Below are 14,388 nucleotides of genomic sequence, written 5' to 3'. Positions count from 1 at the left end.
ATTACTTTTTTCTTAAATCTATTTCTTTTTTCGCCAAACTTAATGCAGCTTCCACTGTATCGTCCATATCCAAATAGGCATACTTCCCTAAACGCCCTCCAAACAAAACACTACTATCTCGAACAGCCAACTCTTGATATTTACAATACAACTTCATGTTTTTTTCATCATTCACAGGATAGTAAGGTTCTTTTCCAACTCCAAACGAATCCGGGAATTCATACGTAACCACCGTTGTAGGCTGCGTACCAAATTCAAAGTGCTTATGTTCAATCACCCTGGTATAAGGGACCTCACGCTCACAATAATTAATGACTGCATTTCCCTGAAAATTACTGATATTCAAACTATGATTCTCAAAACGTAAACTACGATACTCCAAATTTCCAAAACAGCAATCAAAATATTCATCTATACAACCGGTAAACAAAGTCCTATCCGCAATAGAACCCAATTCTGCCTTAGATTTAAAATAGTCAGTATTCAAACGCACATCAACCCCTTCCAACAAAGCAGCAATAAGCACATTATATCCGCCAATAGGAATGCCCTGATAAGCATCATTAAAATAATTATTATCATATATAAAACGGAAAGGTATCCTGTTAATGATAAAAGCCGGAAGTTCTTTAGCTGAACGCCCCCACTGTTTCTCCGTATACCCCTTTATCAGGCAGGAATAGATATCTTCTCCGCACAGCTTTAACGCCTGCTCTTCCAAATTTCGGGGTTTTTTTATAAAATCAAAAGCTTTACGTTGTTCTGCGATTTTTGCTTGTGCCTCTGCAGGAGTCTTTACTCCCCACAACTGAGAAAAAGTATTCATATTAAAAGGCAAATTATACAATTTGCCCTTAAAACAGGCTAATGGTGAATTTGTGTATCGGTTGAACTTCACAAAACGATTCACAAAATCCCAAACATTCTGATTATCTGTATGAAAAATATGAGCACCATATTTGTGAACACGTATACTGTCTATATCTTCACAGTAAACATTTCCTCCTTTATGAGAGCGCTTATCTATCACCAAACAAGAACATCCCGCCTGACGCATCTGATAAGCAAACACTGCTCCGTATAAGCCAGCACCTACAATTAAATAGTCATATTTCCGTCTCATAAATAGCCTCAACTTATAATAATTTGACAAAGATATGCAAAATCCCCTTAGAAACAGAAGGTATCTTATTATTTTTATTACATTTGCCATATCATTAAAAAAGGTTTCAACATATGAGAATAGGTTTTGACGGTAAACGAGCAGTACAAAATAAAACAGGGCTAGGAAACTATAGTCGCTTCATCATAGATATATTGAGCCGGTTTCACAAAGAAAATCAATACATCATCTACGCCCCAAAGCCAAAAGAGAACAAAGTCCTAGACCGTATCCTTTCAAGAGAAAACATACAGGTAACTTATCCTACATCCTATTTTTGGAAAAAAATCCGTTCATTATGGAGAATTTGGGGAATAAACAAACAGATAAAGGAAGAACAACTGTCACTCTTTCATGGGCTCAGCAATGAACTGCCATTATCTATAAAAAAAAGTAAAACCAAAAGCATAGTAACCATACATGACTTAATATTCATACGCTACCCACAATTTTACAAATGGATTGACAGACACATATATACTTACAAATTTAAAAAAGCATGTCAAAACAGCGACCGCATCATTGCTATCAGTGAAATGACCAAACGCGACATCATTGCTTTTTTTGGAATAGACGCACATAAAATCGATGTTGTCTACCAAAGTTGCCATCCTATTTTTGAACAACCAGCAAGTAGTACACAGAAAAAAGAAATTCAGCAAAAATATCAGCTTCCAAACAAGTACATCTTAAACGTAGGCAGTATAGAAAGCCGTAAAAATCTACTTTTAATTGTGAAAGCACTGCAATATATCCCCGAGGACATATCGTTAGTCGCCATTGGAAAAAAAACGACATACACTAATGAGGTTGAAGAGTATATTAATAAACACCAGCTTAACCACAGAGTGCATATATTACACAATATCCCTTTTCAGGAACTCCCGGTTTTCTATCAATTGGCAAAGCTATTTGTATACCCTTCCTTTTTTGAAGGTTTTGGCATTCCAATCATAGAAGCCATACACTCCAACATCCCTGTTATTGCCGCTACTGGCTCATGCCTAGAAGAGGCTGGTGGTCCGGATTCTATTTACATCAACCCGAATAACGAAAAAGAACTTGCTATAAATATCAACAAAATACTCACCTCACCCGACCTGGCCAGCAAGATGACAACAAAAGGGAAAGAATATATCAAACGCTTTTCCGATGAAACAATAGCCCAAGATATTATGCAAGTATATCAGAAAGCATTATCTGCCACTAAGGCTTAAGGGCTAGCTTCACTTTAAAATCCGGCAAATCAAAACGCGCAGCACAACGAGGTAAAAGGAAAGGGTCGCTATTTCTCTGCAAACGCTCGTTCATTGTAGTAAAAGCAAGTTTGTACCCGGCTTCCTTTACTGCTACACGGGCAGACTCACTGATGTCACCTTGCTTCAAATTCCCATTCGGAAAAGCCAGATAAGCGCATTCACTTCCTATTCTTTGCTGGAGAATATGCCTGCTCTCAAAAATTTGCCGACGAGTCTCCCTTTCCTGTTGGAACGAATTACATATAAAATGATCCAAGCAATGAGAACCTATGATACAGTCATAATCCCGTTTAAGTTTCACAAGTTCATCCCAATTCATCGGAGCGTCAGAAGAATATTTTTCATAAAGTTCATCCAAAACATTGCTTGAAAGATTAGCTTCCAACTGCGAGCAAATCAAATTAACCTTTGCCACATCCGAATGTTTTAAAGCCCTATTTATCCTTTTCATAATTGCCATCCGTTCAGTATCGGTTGGCAAATCACAGTCGATATCAAGACAATCAACCTGAATGTGAGTTAACTGAGCACCTAATAATACAGCTCTGTTTATGAAAGTAGGAAAACGCTTTCTCTTTTCCAAATGCTCCACCGACACAAATACAGTAAAAGGCAAAGACAAAGAAGAAAGAATCGGAGCAGCAACAGTCAGGTTATTTCGATACCCATCATCAAAAGTAATAACTACCTCTTGACCGTTAAATCCCGCAGATACAAACCTTTCATAATATTCATCCATCGAAATTACATCATAATGCTTTCGCAAATATTGCATTTCCGCCTCAAAAACATCCGGCAGCAGATGTAATGTTTGAACCGATGAATCTATAATTGTATCAACTCCATGATAAAACAATACTCTTGGAGTCTTGTTAAATGTCCGCCATAATCCAAGCACTCCAGAGCCAATCATTAAGTTTTTTAAAAAGGCATGCCGCATAAATACTTTTTTTAGAAGAGACAAAGCTATATAAAGTTTTCAAAAGAAGCAATTAATAGTCAAGAAAAGTATTATCTTTGCCCAGACTTACAATATTCAAAAGTAATGGAAAAAGATTCAACCATTTTAGTAACAGGAGGAGCAGGATTCATTGGTTCCAATCTGTGCGATCATCTCCTGAATCAGGGGCATCGTGTTGTATGTTTAGATAACTTCATAACAGGAAAACCAGAGAATATACAGCACCAGTTCAACAATCCTAATTTTAAATTGATAGTAGGCGATATACGTAATCTTGAAGACTGCAGAAAGGCGACAGAAGGAGTAGATTATGTATTGCATGAGGCTGCATTAGGCTCTGTTCCCCGTTCAATAAAAGATCCGATTACCACAAACGAAGTCAATATAGGTGGATTTTTAAATATGTTGGTTGCCGCCAGAGATGCAAAAGTCAAGCGCTTTGTTTACGCCGCCAGTTCTTCTACTTATGGAGATTCACAGTCATTGCCTAAAGTAGAAGAAGTAATAGGCAAACCTTTATCTCCTTATGCTATAACTAAATATGTCAATGAGCTATATGCCGATATTTTTTCCAAAACTTATGGAATAGAATGCATCGGACTTCGCTACTTCAATGTGTTTGGACGACGCCAGGACCCCAATGGGGCATACGCTGCTGTTATTCCTCTTTTCGTAAGGAAGCTTATACAATATGAATCTCCCGTCATCAATGGTAACGGAGAATACTCCAGAGACTTTACCTATATCGATAATGTCATCCAAATGAATGTATTAGCATTATCAACCAAGAACCCTAATGCTCTTAACACTGTATATAACACTGCATTTGGAGAGCGTACAACCCTTAATCAACTGACTGGCTATCTAAAAGATTTTCTAAGTGTTTATGACCCGAAAATTGCTTCTGTTGAGATAAAACATGGGCCAAACAGATTGGGGGACATTCCACATTCCCTTGCCTGCATTGATAAAGCTAAAATGTTATTGAACTATTCACCCAAATTCAGCATGAAAGAGGGATTAAAAGAAGCAATCGACTGGTATTGGACAAATCTTAAGTAAAAGCAGTATGGGAAATATAAAAATAGGTATTATCGGATTAGGGTATGTAGGTTTACCATTAGCACGCTTGTTCGCTACAAAATATCCAGTAATAGGCTTTGATGCTAAAAAGACCAGAGTAGAAGAATTGATGACCGGACATGACTCCACTTTAGAAGTGGATGATGAGACATTACGTTCTGTCTTAAGAAAAAATACACCCGACAAAGAAGAAACCGGTTTATATTGCTCTTACAGCCTGGAAGACCTGAGAAGTTGTAATTATTATATAATATGCGTACCAACCCCGGTCGACAAACATCACAATCCGGATTTAACCCCGCTATACAAAGCCAGTGAAACTGTAGCCAAAGTTATCAACAAAGGAGACACTGTCATTTATGAATCAACAGTATATCCAGGAGTTACCGAAGAAGAATGTATTCCTGTTATCGAAAGAATATCCGGTCTGAAATTCAATATCGATTTCTTTGCCGGTTATTCTCCTGAGCGCATTAACCCAGGAGACAAGCAGCACACTGTCGAGAAAATCAAAAAAGTGACTTCCGGTTCAACACCTGAAATCGGGAAAAAAATAGACCATCTTTATAGTTCTGTAATTACGGCAGGTACACATCTAGCTTCCTGTATAAAGGTTGCAGAAGCCGCCAAAGTCATCGAGAATTCTCAAAGAGACATCAATATAGCATTCGTCAACGAACTATCCAAGATCTTTAACTTGATGGGAATAGACACACAAGAGGTACTGGATGCCGCTGCCACAAAATGGAACTTTCTACCCTTTAAACCCGGGTTAGTCGGTGGGCATTGCATTGGAGTAGACCCTTATTATTTAGCCCAAAAGGCCCAAGACTACGGCTATCATCCCGAGGTCATACTCGCCGGAAGAAGAATAAATGACAGTATGGGTGAATATATTGCCAACCAGGTCGTAAAATGCTTAATCAAGAAAGGAAACTATGTGAAAGGCTCACACATATTAGTTTTAGGGTTTACATTTAAAGAGAACTGCCCAGATGTACGCAATACAAAAGTCTTTGATATTATAAAAGCATTAAAAGACTACAATACCAATATCACAATCTATGACTATTGGGCTAAACCTGAAGAAGTAAAAAGAGAATATAACTTAGAAATAGCCAATGAGCTTCCCAAAGATAAGTTTGATGCAATAGTCCTTGCAGTAGCTCACAATGAATTTCTGAAACTTGACATCAAAAATATGATAAAACAGGATGGGATTATTTATGATGTAAAAGGCCTACTTAAAAGCAATATGGTTGACGGACGTTTATAATCTTTTTTTATGATTGACTATCAGATTAATCCCCAATATGCACATTTAAAAGAATGTATTCTATCTCTACCCGAACGTTTCGAGAAAGAAGGAGAAGTTATATATTCAGGAAGAAATACACTAAAAGTAATTAAATGCGGAGAAGTACCCATGTGCGTCAAAGCATTTAAACTACCACACTTCATCAATAAAATAGCTTATGCTTATTTTCGGAAATCGAAAGCCGAACGTTCTTTCATTTATGCAACCCGCTTCAACAAGTTAGGCATTAATACTCCTGAACCAATAGCCTTTATATTATATAAAGACAAACTTGGACTAACAAAAAGTTACTATATCTGCCGCCAACTGGATTACGACTTTACATTCAGAGGTATAAGTAATTTACCTCGGCAGGAACAGGAAACCGCTCTTCAAGAGTTCGTCAGATTTACCTATGCCTTTCACCAGAAAGGGGTTTATTTCATTGATCATTCGGCAGGAAACACTTTGATAAAGAAGAATACAAATGGGACCTTTAGCTTTTATTTGGTAGATTTAAACCGTACTAAATTTACTAATGTAACCACAAAGGAAGGATTGAGAAATCTTTCCAAATTAGAGGCCTCCCACAATATGCTCACCATAATGGGAAGAGAATATGCCCTTTTAACTCACTGCAATACAGAAACAACAACAAAGAAACTAATTCAGTTAACAGACAGACACAATAAAATAACCGAAAGAAAAAGCTTCATTCGGAACACTCGAAGAAAAATCAAGCGCCTCTTTACTTCATAAGGTACTTTTCTATACTTCGGGCCAATACATACCAATCAAAGTTCTCTACATTTTTACGTGCAGCTTTCCCCAATTGCTCTCTCAACCTTTCATTCTCTATTAAAGTTTTTAACCGACGGCGTATCATAAAAGCATATCTCCATGTATGAAGACCGGTAACGCCGTCTATCAGCAAATCACGTGTGCCTGCTGTTGTCGCAATAACAGGAAGAGCGCACGCCATTGCCTCTGCCACAGTATTTGACCATCCGGCATGCCCCTCCGCAGCCACAAAAACGTCTGCCCGATTAAACAGTTCCGAATTTTTATCAAAAGGATGATTCTGAACAAATTCAAAAGGAACAGAAGTAGAAAAGTTATCTATCAGTTTCTGAGCTTTCTCACTTATAGCCGTATCAAACAAAAGTAATTTTATATCATATCCTTTTTTATATAACTTCTCGCATGCTTTAACAACATACTTTGTACCTTTAACCCTCTCCGCCAAGCGTCCATAAGCCATAACACAAAAAGGACGCCCCTCAACAGAATAGTCTGTTTTTTCCTGATAATTTGAAACATTTACCCCACCCAACGCCTTGAAGGCTTCAATACCATATTTCTTCTTATCATATAAGTAGATATTAGTAGAGCACGCAAAAACCTCAATATCTGAATATTTTAAAGCTTTCCGAAGTTTTTCCGTCATCCTGACGTGATAAAAAATCTTCCTTTTGGTATTAGCAGTAGTCAACTGTTCCAGAAATTTTACCTCCGTTGTAAACAATGCATCAATATCATCTTTCTGCAGAGCTGCAAAGTTCTTTGTTTCTCCTTTAAAATCATACCAAGACGGAGATTTTCCTTCTACTGTATAAACAGTGAAAGTATGGCCCAACTCTATAAAAATATTCCCTAATTCCAAAAAGCGCTTCACTCCACCATAAAGTTTCGTATGAGGCAAAATTACTCCTAAATGCATAATTATCCTAATTTATTTTTCCCATATTTTTTTTGAATGCGGACTTTTCTTAAATAAGCATAAGACTCTTTTTAACCGGCTACGAACTATATCTTTATTTAAAGTCAGACTATCTATCTTTTCTATGGCATTTTCATCAAAACGTTCACCTCGCTTAAGAATATTCCGCATAAAAGAAGCCGAAGTAATTCCCCATTTTAACAAGAACTGCATGCTACCATCATTCTTTCTAACCCGACCTGTTGAACGGGCTTCAAAATGATACACCCGACTTGCAGATACTCCCTTAAACAAACGCACACCCGCCATCCAAAGTTTCGCAGAGAAATCCGGATCACTATACATTCCCGGTGAAAACTCAACACTATACCCACCGACCAAATCCCAAATATCCCGATGCACAACATTAGGCGGCCAAGTAGCTCCCAGCCAGTCTAAATGAGGCAGTAACTGAAACTTACTCAATAGCTCTTCTTCATTAAATGTCTCCACACTTTCTCCAAAATTAGCAGGCGCTATCACACTTTTACAAAAAAAAGGACGAGGCTGAATTAAAGTAGATGAAAAGAAAAATTTATTATCCGGCAAGACCTGAATTTCGTTCCACAAAGCAGCATCCCAGCCCGGACATACATACATATCATCATTCATATACAAAATATAATTGGTCTTTACCAAAGGACGTAGTCCATTTAATGCCCAACAAACCCCGATATTATTCTCACTATAAGTATGTTCATATTCATTCTGCCGTATCCACGCAAGCGTACCATCCCTACCTTCATTTACATGAATTAGAATCTGATGTTTATATACCGAATTTTTATTTATACTCTCAATACATAATTTGAGATAATCTAAATTATTCCATGTGGGAATGAGAATCGAAAATTTACATTCATCTTCTAACAAATCCTTCTGCATTTTAATTCTTTTTTATTATCAACCAATTATCCCTTCAATCTTCGCAATCACCTGTTCAGGCTTTATCTCCCTCAAGCAAGCATAATCTCCTCGCCAGCAAGGTTTCTGTCCATACACCGAACAGGGACGACATAACAAATCGAGTTGCACAGTATTGACCGGCAATTGCTTCCAACCCATAAATCCAGCATAAGGATGAGTTGCCCCCCAAACGGAAACCACAGGAATATTAACCAAAGATGCCAAATGCATATTGGCAGAATCCATCGAAAGCATCACATCCAAATGACTCATCAGATTCAATTCCGTACGCATATTCAGCTTACCTATCATGGAAACGACAGTAGGATATTTGGCAATCCAAGAATCAAAGACTTCCTGCTCTTTTTTTCCACCGCCAAACAAAAACACCTTCACCCCTGGATTAGCGGCAAAATGGGCAACGACCCGTTCTTGCAATTCCAACGGATAAATTTTACCGATATGTTTAGCAAAAGGAGCGATACCAATCCATTTCTGATTTTCTTTCGGGCCGGTAACAGGTTCTATTTCCGCAAAATTTCCTTTCCCCTCTCCATAAATAGAAGAGAAGTTCAACAAAACCGAGAGACCAAGTTTTTCCAGTACATCAGCATAGCGACGGAAAGAACTTTTCTGATTCTCCATCACTTTATGACGACGGCGAACCAGTTTCTTTTTACCGGCTCTCCCTTTGCAAATGGAAGCTACCGGTATATTGGCAAGGCGGAACCGCAGACACAAATATTTTGACCGGAGCACATGATGAAAGTCAGCTACGTAATCGAAACGTATCTTTTTCAGTTCCGAATAAAGGCCATTCAATCCCCACAACCCTTTATGCTTGCCTGTCAAATCAGCTCCGATAAAATTCACATTCTCAGGCAAACCTTGAAAAAGCGGCTGCCACACAGCACGGCTCAACACTGTGATTTCATGCTGCGGATATTGCACAGCAAGCGAATGTATCACAGGTATCGTCATAGCTACATCGCCAAGGGCTGAAAATCGGATAATGAGAATACGCGCCATTTGTTATTTTTTTGCATAAAGCACCGGATTCAAAGCCGGGTCGTTATACATTTTCATCTGTTTATATACTTTCATGTACTTTCTTCCGGATTCGATGTCGGTCAGCAATTGCTCGATAGCGGAAGACAGGTCTTTCTGCTGCTCCAACAGGATATTCAGTTTGGCCTGACACTGCGTACGGTGTTCCTCGGTAGTATCCATACGTTCCACTTCCTGCTGCATGTGGTAAATTTTCAACGCAAGAATAGAAAGGCGGTCGATTGCCCATGCAGGACTCTCCGTATTGATAGTTGCATCAGAAAGTGGTTTGACGGTTTTATATTTATCCAAAAAATAGCTGTCTATCAGTTCAACCAAGTCTGTACGATCCTGATTGGACTTATCAATTCTTCTCTTCAAAGCCAGTGCTTCCACAGGATCAATCTGAGGGTCACGGATAATATCTTCGAAATGCCATTGAACGGCATCGATCCAATTCTTCAGGTATAAATAATACTCTATCGACTTCAACTCGTAAGGATTGTTCATCTGAGCATCCACACTATCCGTTACATGGTAATCATTAGTCGATTTCCAAAAAATCTCGTTGCAAAGGTTACTAAATGTCATAATCTTAACTAGCTTATAGATATATAATAGGGCAAATCTATGTAATATTTTTCAGACAAGCAACCGTTTCTTACTTTTTTATTTGCTACCTTTGTGGATATTAAAGATGAATTGTATATGAAAATTATTATAGATAACAAGATTCCTTTTATAAAAGAAGCGGTTCAGGGAATAGCCGATGAGGTAATTTATGCGCCGGGAAAGGATTTCACACCAGAACTAGTACGGAACGCAGATGCGCTGATTGTCCGCACCCGCACGCATTGCAACCGGGAATTACTAGAGGGTAGCCGGGTAAAGTTTATAGCCACAGCAACCATAGGTTTCGACCATATCGATACGGACTATTGCAAGCGGGCAGACATAAAATGGACGAATGCACCGGGATGTAATTCGGCTTCTGTTGCTCAATATATACAATCATCGCTTCTTGTATGGAAGTCTATCAGGAATAAAAAGTTAGATGAGTTGACTATAGGAATCATAGGGGTAGGCAATGTAGGAAGCAAGGTGGCAAAAATCGCACAAGACTTTGGTATGCGCGTTTTGCAGAACGACTTACCACGGGAAGAGAAAGAAGGAAGCGAATCTTTCACCTCTTTAAATAAGATTGCGGAAGAATGTGACATCATTACCTTTCACGTACCTTTATATAAGGAAGGGGAATATAAAACATTCCATTTGGCAGACGAAAACTTTTTTCGTTCACTAAAACGAAAACCTCTCATCATTAATACGTCCCGTGGAGAAGTTATTGAGACAGAGTCCCTTCTGAACGCTCTGCACAGTCAGGTTATTTCGGATGCCATTATCGATGTCTGGGAACACGAACCGGAAATTAATCGCGAACTGCTGGAGAAAGTCATTATCGGCACCCCACACATTGCCGGCTACTCCGCTGACGGGAAAGCAAATGCAACACGTATGTCACTAGACGCCATATGCAAATTCTTCCAAATAGATGGAGATTATGAAATCAATGCACCAACACCAGCTAGCCCTGTCATCTACGCAAAAAGCCACGAAGATGCCATCCTTCAAATATATAATCCCGTCGAAGACAGCAAGCGATTGAAAGCCCACCCGGAACTGTTTGAGACTTTGCGTGGAGATTATCCGTTAAGAAGAGAGGAAAAAGCATATACTATTAAGTATAAGGAATAAGCAGCACCTTATTCCCTCTTACCTTATCTTTATTTCTCATTCAACAGTTTTTCTATGACCAAAGGAAAGTGCTCATACTCCAAAGCATGTATTTTCTTTGCCACATCATCAGGAGAATCTGTCGGAAATATGGGACAGACAGCCTGAAAGATTGTGTCCCCTTTATCATAATGCTCATTAATATAATGTATAGTGATGCCGCTTTCTTTTTCACCGGCGGCTACCACTGCCTGATGAACACGATCGCCATACATTCCTTTTCCACCATATTTAGGCAGAAGAGCCGGATGTATATTTATAATTTTATCGGGATAAGCATACAAAAGCAAATCCGGTACACGAATCAGAAAGCCTGCCAGCACGATTAAATCAATGCGGAACTCTTGCAATACAGCCAGAATTTCGTCTCCGGCTATCCAATCTTCCTTTGGAAACACGTTACAGGGCACTCCCAGGCGATGCGCACGTTCTAAAACATAGGCATCACTCTTATTAGAAAGTACCAACGAAACCTGAACGGAATCGTTCTTCTGGAAATACCGGATTATATTCTCGGCATTAGAGCCGGAACCGGAAGCGAAAATTGCGATGTTTTTCTTCATAACTCTCAAATTCGATGCACAAAACAGTGAAAAATGTGCAAAACTTTGCATTTATTTAGTCAAATATTTGCGCAAAACGATAAATATTCATTCCTTTGCACCGCAAATTTAAAGAAATAAAACTAATTATTAATTAAAAACTTAAAGTTATGTCTGAAATTGCATCAAGAGTAAAAGCGATTATCGTTGATAAATTAGGCGTTGAAGAATCAGAAGTTACAACCGAAGCAAGCTTCACTAACGACCTGGGAGCAGATTCTCTTGACACTGTAGAACTTATCATGGAATTCGAAAAAGAATTCGGTATCTCTATTCCTGATGACCAAGCAGAAAAGATTGGTACTGTAGGTGATGCTGTATCTTATATCGAAGAACACGCTAAGTAATTCGATTTCATCAATATGGAATTAAAAAGAGTGGTAGTAACAGGTCTTGGCGCCATTACTCCCGTTGGCAACAGCGTTCCCGAATTTTGGGAAAACATTGTGAACGGGGTTAGTGGAGCAGGACCTATTACTCATTTTGATGCGTCGCTTTTCAAGACCCAATTCGCATGCGAAGTGAAGAACTTCGATGCAACAAAATACATCGACCGCAAAGAAGCAAGAAAAATGGATTTGTACACTCAGTACGCCATCGCTGTTGCCAAAGAAGCGGTAGCAGACTCCGGTCTTGACACAGAGAAAGAAGACTTGAACAAAATCGGTGTTATTTTCGGCGCCGGTATTGGTGGTATACATACATTTGAAGAGGAAGTGGGCAACTACTATACTCGTCAGGAAATGGGTCCGAAGTTTAATCCGTTCTTCATTCCAAAGATGATTTCGGATATCGCTGCCGGACAGATTTCTATCATGTATGGTTTCCACGGTCCTAATTATGCGACTTGTTCAGCATGTGCTACTTCTACCAATGCTATTGCAGATGCTTTCAACCTGATTCGTCTGGGCAAAGCAAATGTGATTATATCCGGTGGTTCGGAAGCAGCTATTTTCCCTGCAGGTGTGGGTGGATTCAACGCTATGCATGCTCTGTCAACCCGCAACGACGAGGCTTCCAAAGCTTCACGTCCGTTCAGCGCAAGCCGTGACGGTTTCGTAATGGGTGAAGGCGGCGGCTGTCTGATTCTGGAAGAGTTGGAACATGCTAAGGCACGTGGTGCAAAAATCTACGCAGAAGTTGCCGGTGTAGGTATGTCTGCTGATGCACATCACTTGACTGCTTCTCATCCGGAAGGTCTGGGAGCTAAACTGGTGATGAGAAATGCACTGGAAGATGCAGAAATGGATCCGAAAGAAGTAGATTACATCAATGTACACGGTACATCTACTCCGGTAGGTGATATTTCAGAAGCAAAAGCGATTAAGGAAGTATTCGGTGACCATGCGTTCGAATTGAATATCAGTTCAACAAAATCAATGACAGGCCATTTGCTGGGTGCTGCCGGTGCGGTAGAATCTATTGCAAGTATCCTTGCCATCAAGAACGGTATTGTTCCTCCGACTATCAACCACGAAGAAGGTGACAACGACGAGAATATCGACTATAACCTTAATTTCACGTTCAACAAAGCACAGAAACGCGAAGTTAATGTTGCCTTGTCCAACACATTTGGATTCGGCGGTCACAATGCGTGCGTTATCTTCAAGAAATACGCTGAGTAATATCGTGTTACGTAACCAAATAGATAAGATAAGGCTCCTGTTCCGCAAGGACAGAGAGTCTTATCTTTGTTTTTACCGGATACTCGGGTTCTACCCGCGTAATATCCGGCTTTACGAGCAGGCCCTTCTGCACAAATCAACTTCTGTCCGCTCGGAAAAAGGACGTCCTTTGAATAATGAGCGACTGGAATTTCTCGGTGACGCCATCCTTGACGCCATCGTGGGAGATATTGTCTACAAGCGTTTTGAAGGAAAACGGGAAGGTTTTCTGACAAATACCCGTTCCAAGATTGTACAACGGGAGACTCTGAACAAGTTGGCTGTCGAGATTGGTTTGGATAAACTCATAAAGTATTCTACCCGCTCTTCTTCTCACAACAGTTATATGTACGGAAATGCTTTTGAAGCATTTATCGGAGCCATTTATCTGGATCAGGGGTATGAACGTTGCAAACAGTTTATGGAGCAACGAATCATCAACCGTTACATCGACCTGGATAAAATATCCCGTAAGGAGGTTAACTTCAAATCCAAGTTAATCGAATGGAGCCAGAAAAGTAAGATGGAAGTTTCTTTTGAGTTAATAGAACAATTCCTTGATAAAGACAGCAATCCAGTATTCCAGACAGAAATACGCATTGAAGGGCTTCCTGCCGGGACAGGTACCGGATATTCAAAAAAAGAGTCTCAGCAGAATGCCGCCCAGATGGCTATCAAGAAAGTGAAAGACCCGGTATTCATTACGACCATTAACGAGTCAAAAACATCACAATCGGCAATGACAGATGAATCTGAAGCCGAAACGGATACAGACTCCGAGACGGAACTTGAAAACATATCAAAAGAGAGCCTGCCTGCCGACAGCGAAACAGCTATGGCATAATCATTTACGG

General features: G+C 39.5%; 15 protein-coding genes. 8 read left to right on the top strand and 7 right to left on the bottom strand.

What is annotated here, in order from left to right; all coding sequences use genetic code 11:
* Position 1 precedes the first annotated feature (1 nt).
* Positions 2-1,123, bottom strand: coding sequence for a UDP-galactopyranose mutase (glf, locus tag ACGHVY_RS16540; RefSeq protein WP_279096611.1), 1,122 nt, complete (start codon positions 1,121-1,123; stop codon positions 2-4).
* Positions 1,124-1,236: 113 nt separating this feature from the next.
* Between glf and ACGHVY_RS16535 the strand changes: the two genes are divergently transcribed.
* Entirely contained in the window at positions 1,237-2,379 is a 1,143-nt protein-coding gene (locus ACGHVY_RS16535) for a glycosyltransferase family 1 protein (RefSeq protein WP_308743909.1), read from the top strand.
* On the opposite strand, the gene ACGHVY_RS16530 is transcribed toward ACGHVY_RS16535, so the two are convergent.
* Entirely contained in the window at positions 2,369-3,361 is a 993-nt protein-coding gene (locus ACGHVY_RS16530; protein WP_390599992.1) for a polysaccharide deacetylase family protein, read from the bottom strand. The genes ACGHVY_RS16535 and ACGHVY_RS16530 overlap by 11 nt on opposite strands.
* 105 nt (positions 3,362-3,466) lie before the next feature.
* Between ACGHVY_RS16530 and ACGHVY_RS16525 the strand changes: the two genes are divergently transcribed.
* Genes ACGHVY_RS16525 through ACGHVY_RS16515 form a run of 3 tightly spaced genes read left to right on the top strand, consistent with a single transcriptional unit; the run spans position 3,467 to position 6,521 of the window.
* Positions 3,467-4,444 (top strand): SDR family oxidoreductase, encoded by a 978-nt coding sequence (locus ACGHVY_RS16525; protein ID WP_279096618.1) that lies wholly within the window; start codon positions 3,467-3,469, stop codon positions 4,442-4,444.
* A 7-nt stretch (positions 4,445-4,451) separates the two neighbouring features.
* Complete coding sequence (locus tag ACGHVY_RS16520; RefSeq protein ID WP_279096620.1) at positions 4,452-5,741, top strand: nucleotide sugar dehydrogenase; 1,290 nt, start codon at positions 4,452-4,454, stop codon at positions 5,739-5,741.
* A gap of 9 nt (positions 5,742-5,750) precedes the next feature.
* Positions 5,751-6,521 (top strand): lipopolysaccharide kinase InaA family protein, encoded by a 771-nt coding sequence (locus ACGHVY_RS16515; protein ID WP_279096623.1) that lies wholly within the window; start codon positions 5,751-5,753, stop codon positions 6,519-6,521.
* Here ACGHVY_RS16515 and ACGHVY_RS16510 read toward each other — a convergent pair.
* From ACGHVY_RS16510 to ACGHVY_RS16495, 4 genes are read right to left on the bottom strand one after another with little or no spacing between them, the layout of a single operon-like run.
* Positions 6,511-7,482, bottom strand: coding sequence for a glycosyltransferase family 4 protein (locus ACGHVY_RS16510; protein ID WP_279096625.1), 972 nt, complete (start codon positions 7,480-7,482; stop codon positions 6,511-6,513). The genes ACGHVY_RS16515 and ACGHVY_RS16510 overlap by 11 nt on opposite strands.
* A gap of 12 nt (positions 7,483-7,494) precedes the next feature.
* A complete protein-coding gene (locus ACGHVY_RS16505; protein WP_279096628.1) occupies positions 7,495-8,406 on the bottom strand; it encodes a glycosyltransferase family 2 protein in 912 nt (303 codons plus the stop codon).
* A gap of 18 nt (positions 8,407-8,424) precedes the next feature.
* A complete protein-coding gene (locus ACGHVY_RS16500; RefSeq protein ID WP_308743907.1) occupies positions 8,425-9,456 on the bottom strand; it encodes a glycosyltransferase family 9 protein in 1,032 nt (343 codons plus the stop codon).
* A gap of 3 nt (positions 9,457-9,459) precedes the next feature.
* Positions 9,460-10,065 (bottom strand): DUF4254 domain-containing protein, encoded by a 606-nt coding sequence (locus ACGHVY_RS16495; RefSeq protein ID WP_308743906.1) that lies wholly within the window; start codon positions 10,063-10,065, stop codon positions 9,460-9,462.
* 117 nt (positions 10,066-10,182) lie between these two features.
* Here ACGHVY_RS16495 and pdxB point away from each other — a divergent pair, with 117 nt between their 5' ends.
* Positions 10,183-11,229, top strand: a complete 1,047-nt coding sequence (pdxB, locus tag ACGHVY_RS16490; RefSeq protein WP_390599988.1) for a 4-phosphoerythronate dehydrogenase PdxB — start codon at positions 10,183-10,185, stop codon at positions 11,227-11,229.
* A gap of 29 nt (positions 11,230-11,258) precedes the next feature.
* Here the strand turns inward: pdxB and purN are convergent, their stop codons facing one another.
* Positions 11,259-11,882, bottom strand: a complete 624-nt coding sequence (gene purN, locus ACGHVY_RS16485) for a phosphoribosylglycinamide formyltransferase (RefSeq protein ID WP_390599986.1) — start codon at positions 11,880-11,882, stop codon at positions 11,259-11,261.
* A gap of 98 nt (positions 11,883-11,980) precedes the next feature.
* On the opposite strand from purN, the gene ACGHVY_RS16480 reads away from it, so the two are divergent.
* From ACGHVY_RS16480 to rnc, 3 genes are read left to right on the top strand one after another with little or no spacing between them, the layout of a single operon-like run.
* A complete protein-coding gene (locus ACGHVY_RS16480; protein ID WP_002558672.1) occupies positions 11,981-12,217 on the top strand; it encodes an acyl carrier protein in 237 nt (78 codons plus the stop codon).
* A 15-nt stretch (positions 12,218-12,232) separates the two neighbouring features.
* Positions 12,233-13,495, top strand: coding sequence for a beta-ketoacyl-ACP synthase II (gene fabF / locus ACGHVY_RS16475; protein WP_308743901.1), 1,263 nt, complete (start codon positions 12,233-12,235; stop codon positions 13,493-13,495).
* Positions 13,461-14,378, top strand: a complete 918-nt coding sequence (gene rnc, locus ACGHVY_RS16470) for a ribonuclease III (protein ID WP_308743900.1) — start codon at positions 13,461-13,463, stop codon at positions 14,376-14,378. The genes fabF and rnc overlap by 35 nt, the downstream gene beginning before the upstream one ends.
* Positions 14,379-14,388: the final 10 nt, after the last annotated feature.

It is taken from the genome of Bacteroides sp. f07 (assembly GCF_042854785.1).
Taxonomy (GTDB): domain Bacteria; phylum Bacteroidota; class Bacteroidia; order Bacteroidales; family Bacteroidaceae; genus Bacteroides.
Note: the sequence above shows the minus strand (reverse complement) of the source record. Positions and strands in the feature narration are given on the sequence as shown.

Bases quoted from the DNA above. Each gene is read 5' to 3' on its own strand.
- ACGHVY_RS16480 (WP_002558672.1), top strand. From the start codon at position 11,981: ATGTCTGAAATTGCATCAAGAGTAAAAGCGATTATCGTTGATAAATTA.
- ACGHVY_RS16525 (WP_279096618.1), top strand. From the start codon at position 3,467: ATGGAAAAAGATTCAACCATTTTAGTAACAGGAGGAGCAGGATTCATT.
- ACGHVY_RS16535 (WP_308743909.1), top strand. From the start codon at position 1,237: ATGAGAATAGGTTTTGACGGTAAACGAGCAGTACAAAATAAAACAGGG.
- ACGHVY_RS16500 (WP_308743907.1), bottom strand. From the start codon at position 9,456: ATGGCGCGTATTCTCATTATCCGATTTTCAGCCCTTGGCGATGTAGCT.
- ACGHVY_RS16505 (WP_279096628.1), bottom strand. From the start codon at position 8,406: ATGCAGAAGGATTTGTTAGAAGATGAATGTAAATTTTCGATTCTCATT.
- pdxB (WP_390599988.1), top strand. From the start codon at position 10,183: ATGAAAATTATTATAGATAACAAGATTCCTTTTATAAAAGAAGCGGTT.
- ACGHVY_RS16515 (WP_279096623.1), top strand. From the start codon at position 5,751: ATGATTGACTATCAGATTAATCCCCAATATGCACATTTAAAAGAATGT.
- ACGHVY_RS16510 (WP_279096625.1), bottom strand. From the start codon at position 7,482: ATGCATTTAGGAGTAATTTTGCCTCATACGAAACTTTATGGTGGAGTG.
- purN (WP_390599986.1), bottom strand. From the start codon at position 11,882: ATGCAAAGTTTTGCACATTTTTCACTGTTTTGTGCATCGAATTTGAGA.
- rnc (WP_308743900.1), top strand. From the start codon at position 13,461: ATGCGTGCGTTATCTTCAAGAAATACGCTGAGTAATATCGTGTTACGT.
- ACGHVY_RS16520 (WP_279096620.1), top strand. From the start codon at position 4,452: ATGGGAAATATAAAAATAGGTATTATCGGATTAGGGTATGTAGGTTTA.
- ACGHVY_RS16530 (WP_390599992.1), bottom strand. From the start codon at position 3,361: ATGCGGCATGCCTTTTTAAAAAACTTAATGATTGGCTCTGGAGTGCTT.
- glf (WP_279096611.1), bottom strand. From the start codon at position 1,123: ATGAGACGGAAATATGACTATTTAATTGTAGGTGCTGGCTTATACGGA.
- fabF (WP_308743901.1), top strand. From the start codon at position 12,233: ATGGAATTAAAAAGAGTGGTAGTAACAGGTCTTGGCGCCATTACTCCC.
- ACGHVY_RS16495 (WP_308743906.1), bottom strand. From the start codon at position 10,065: ATGACATTTAGTAACCTTTGCAACGAGATTTTTTGGAAATCGACTAAT.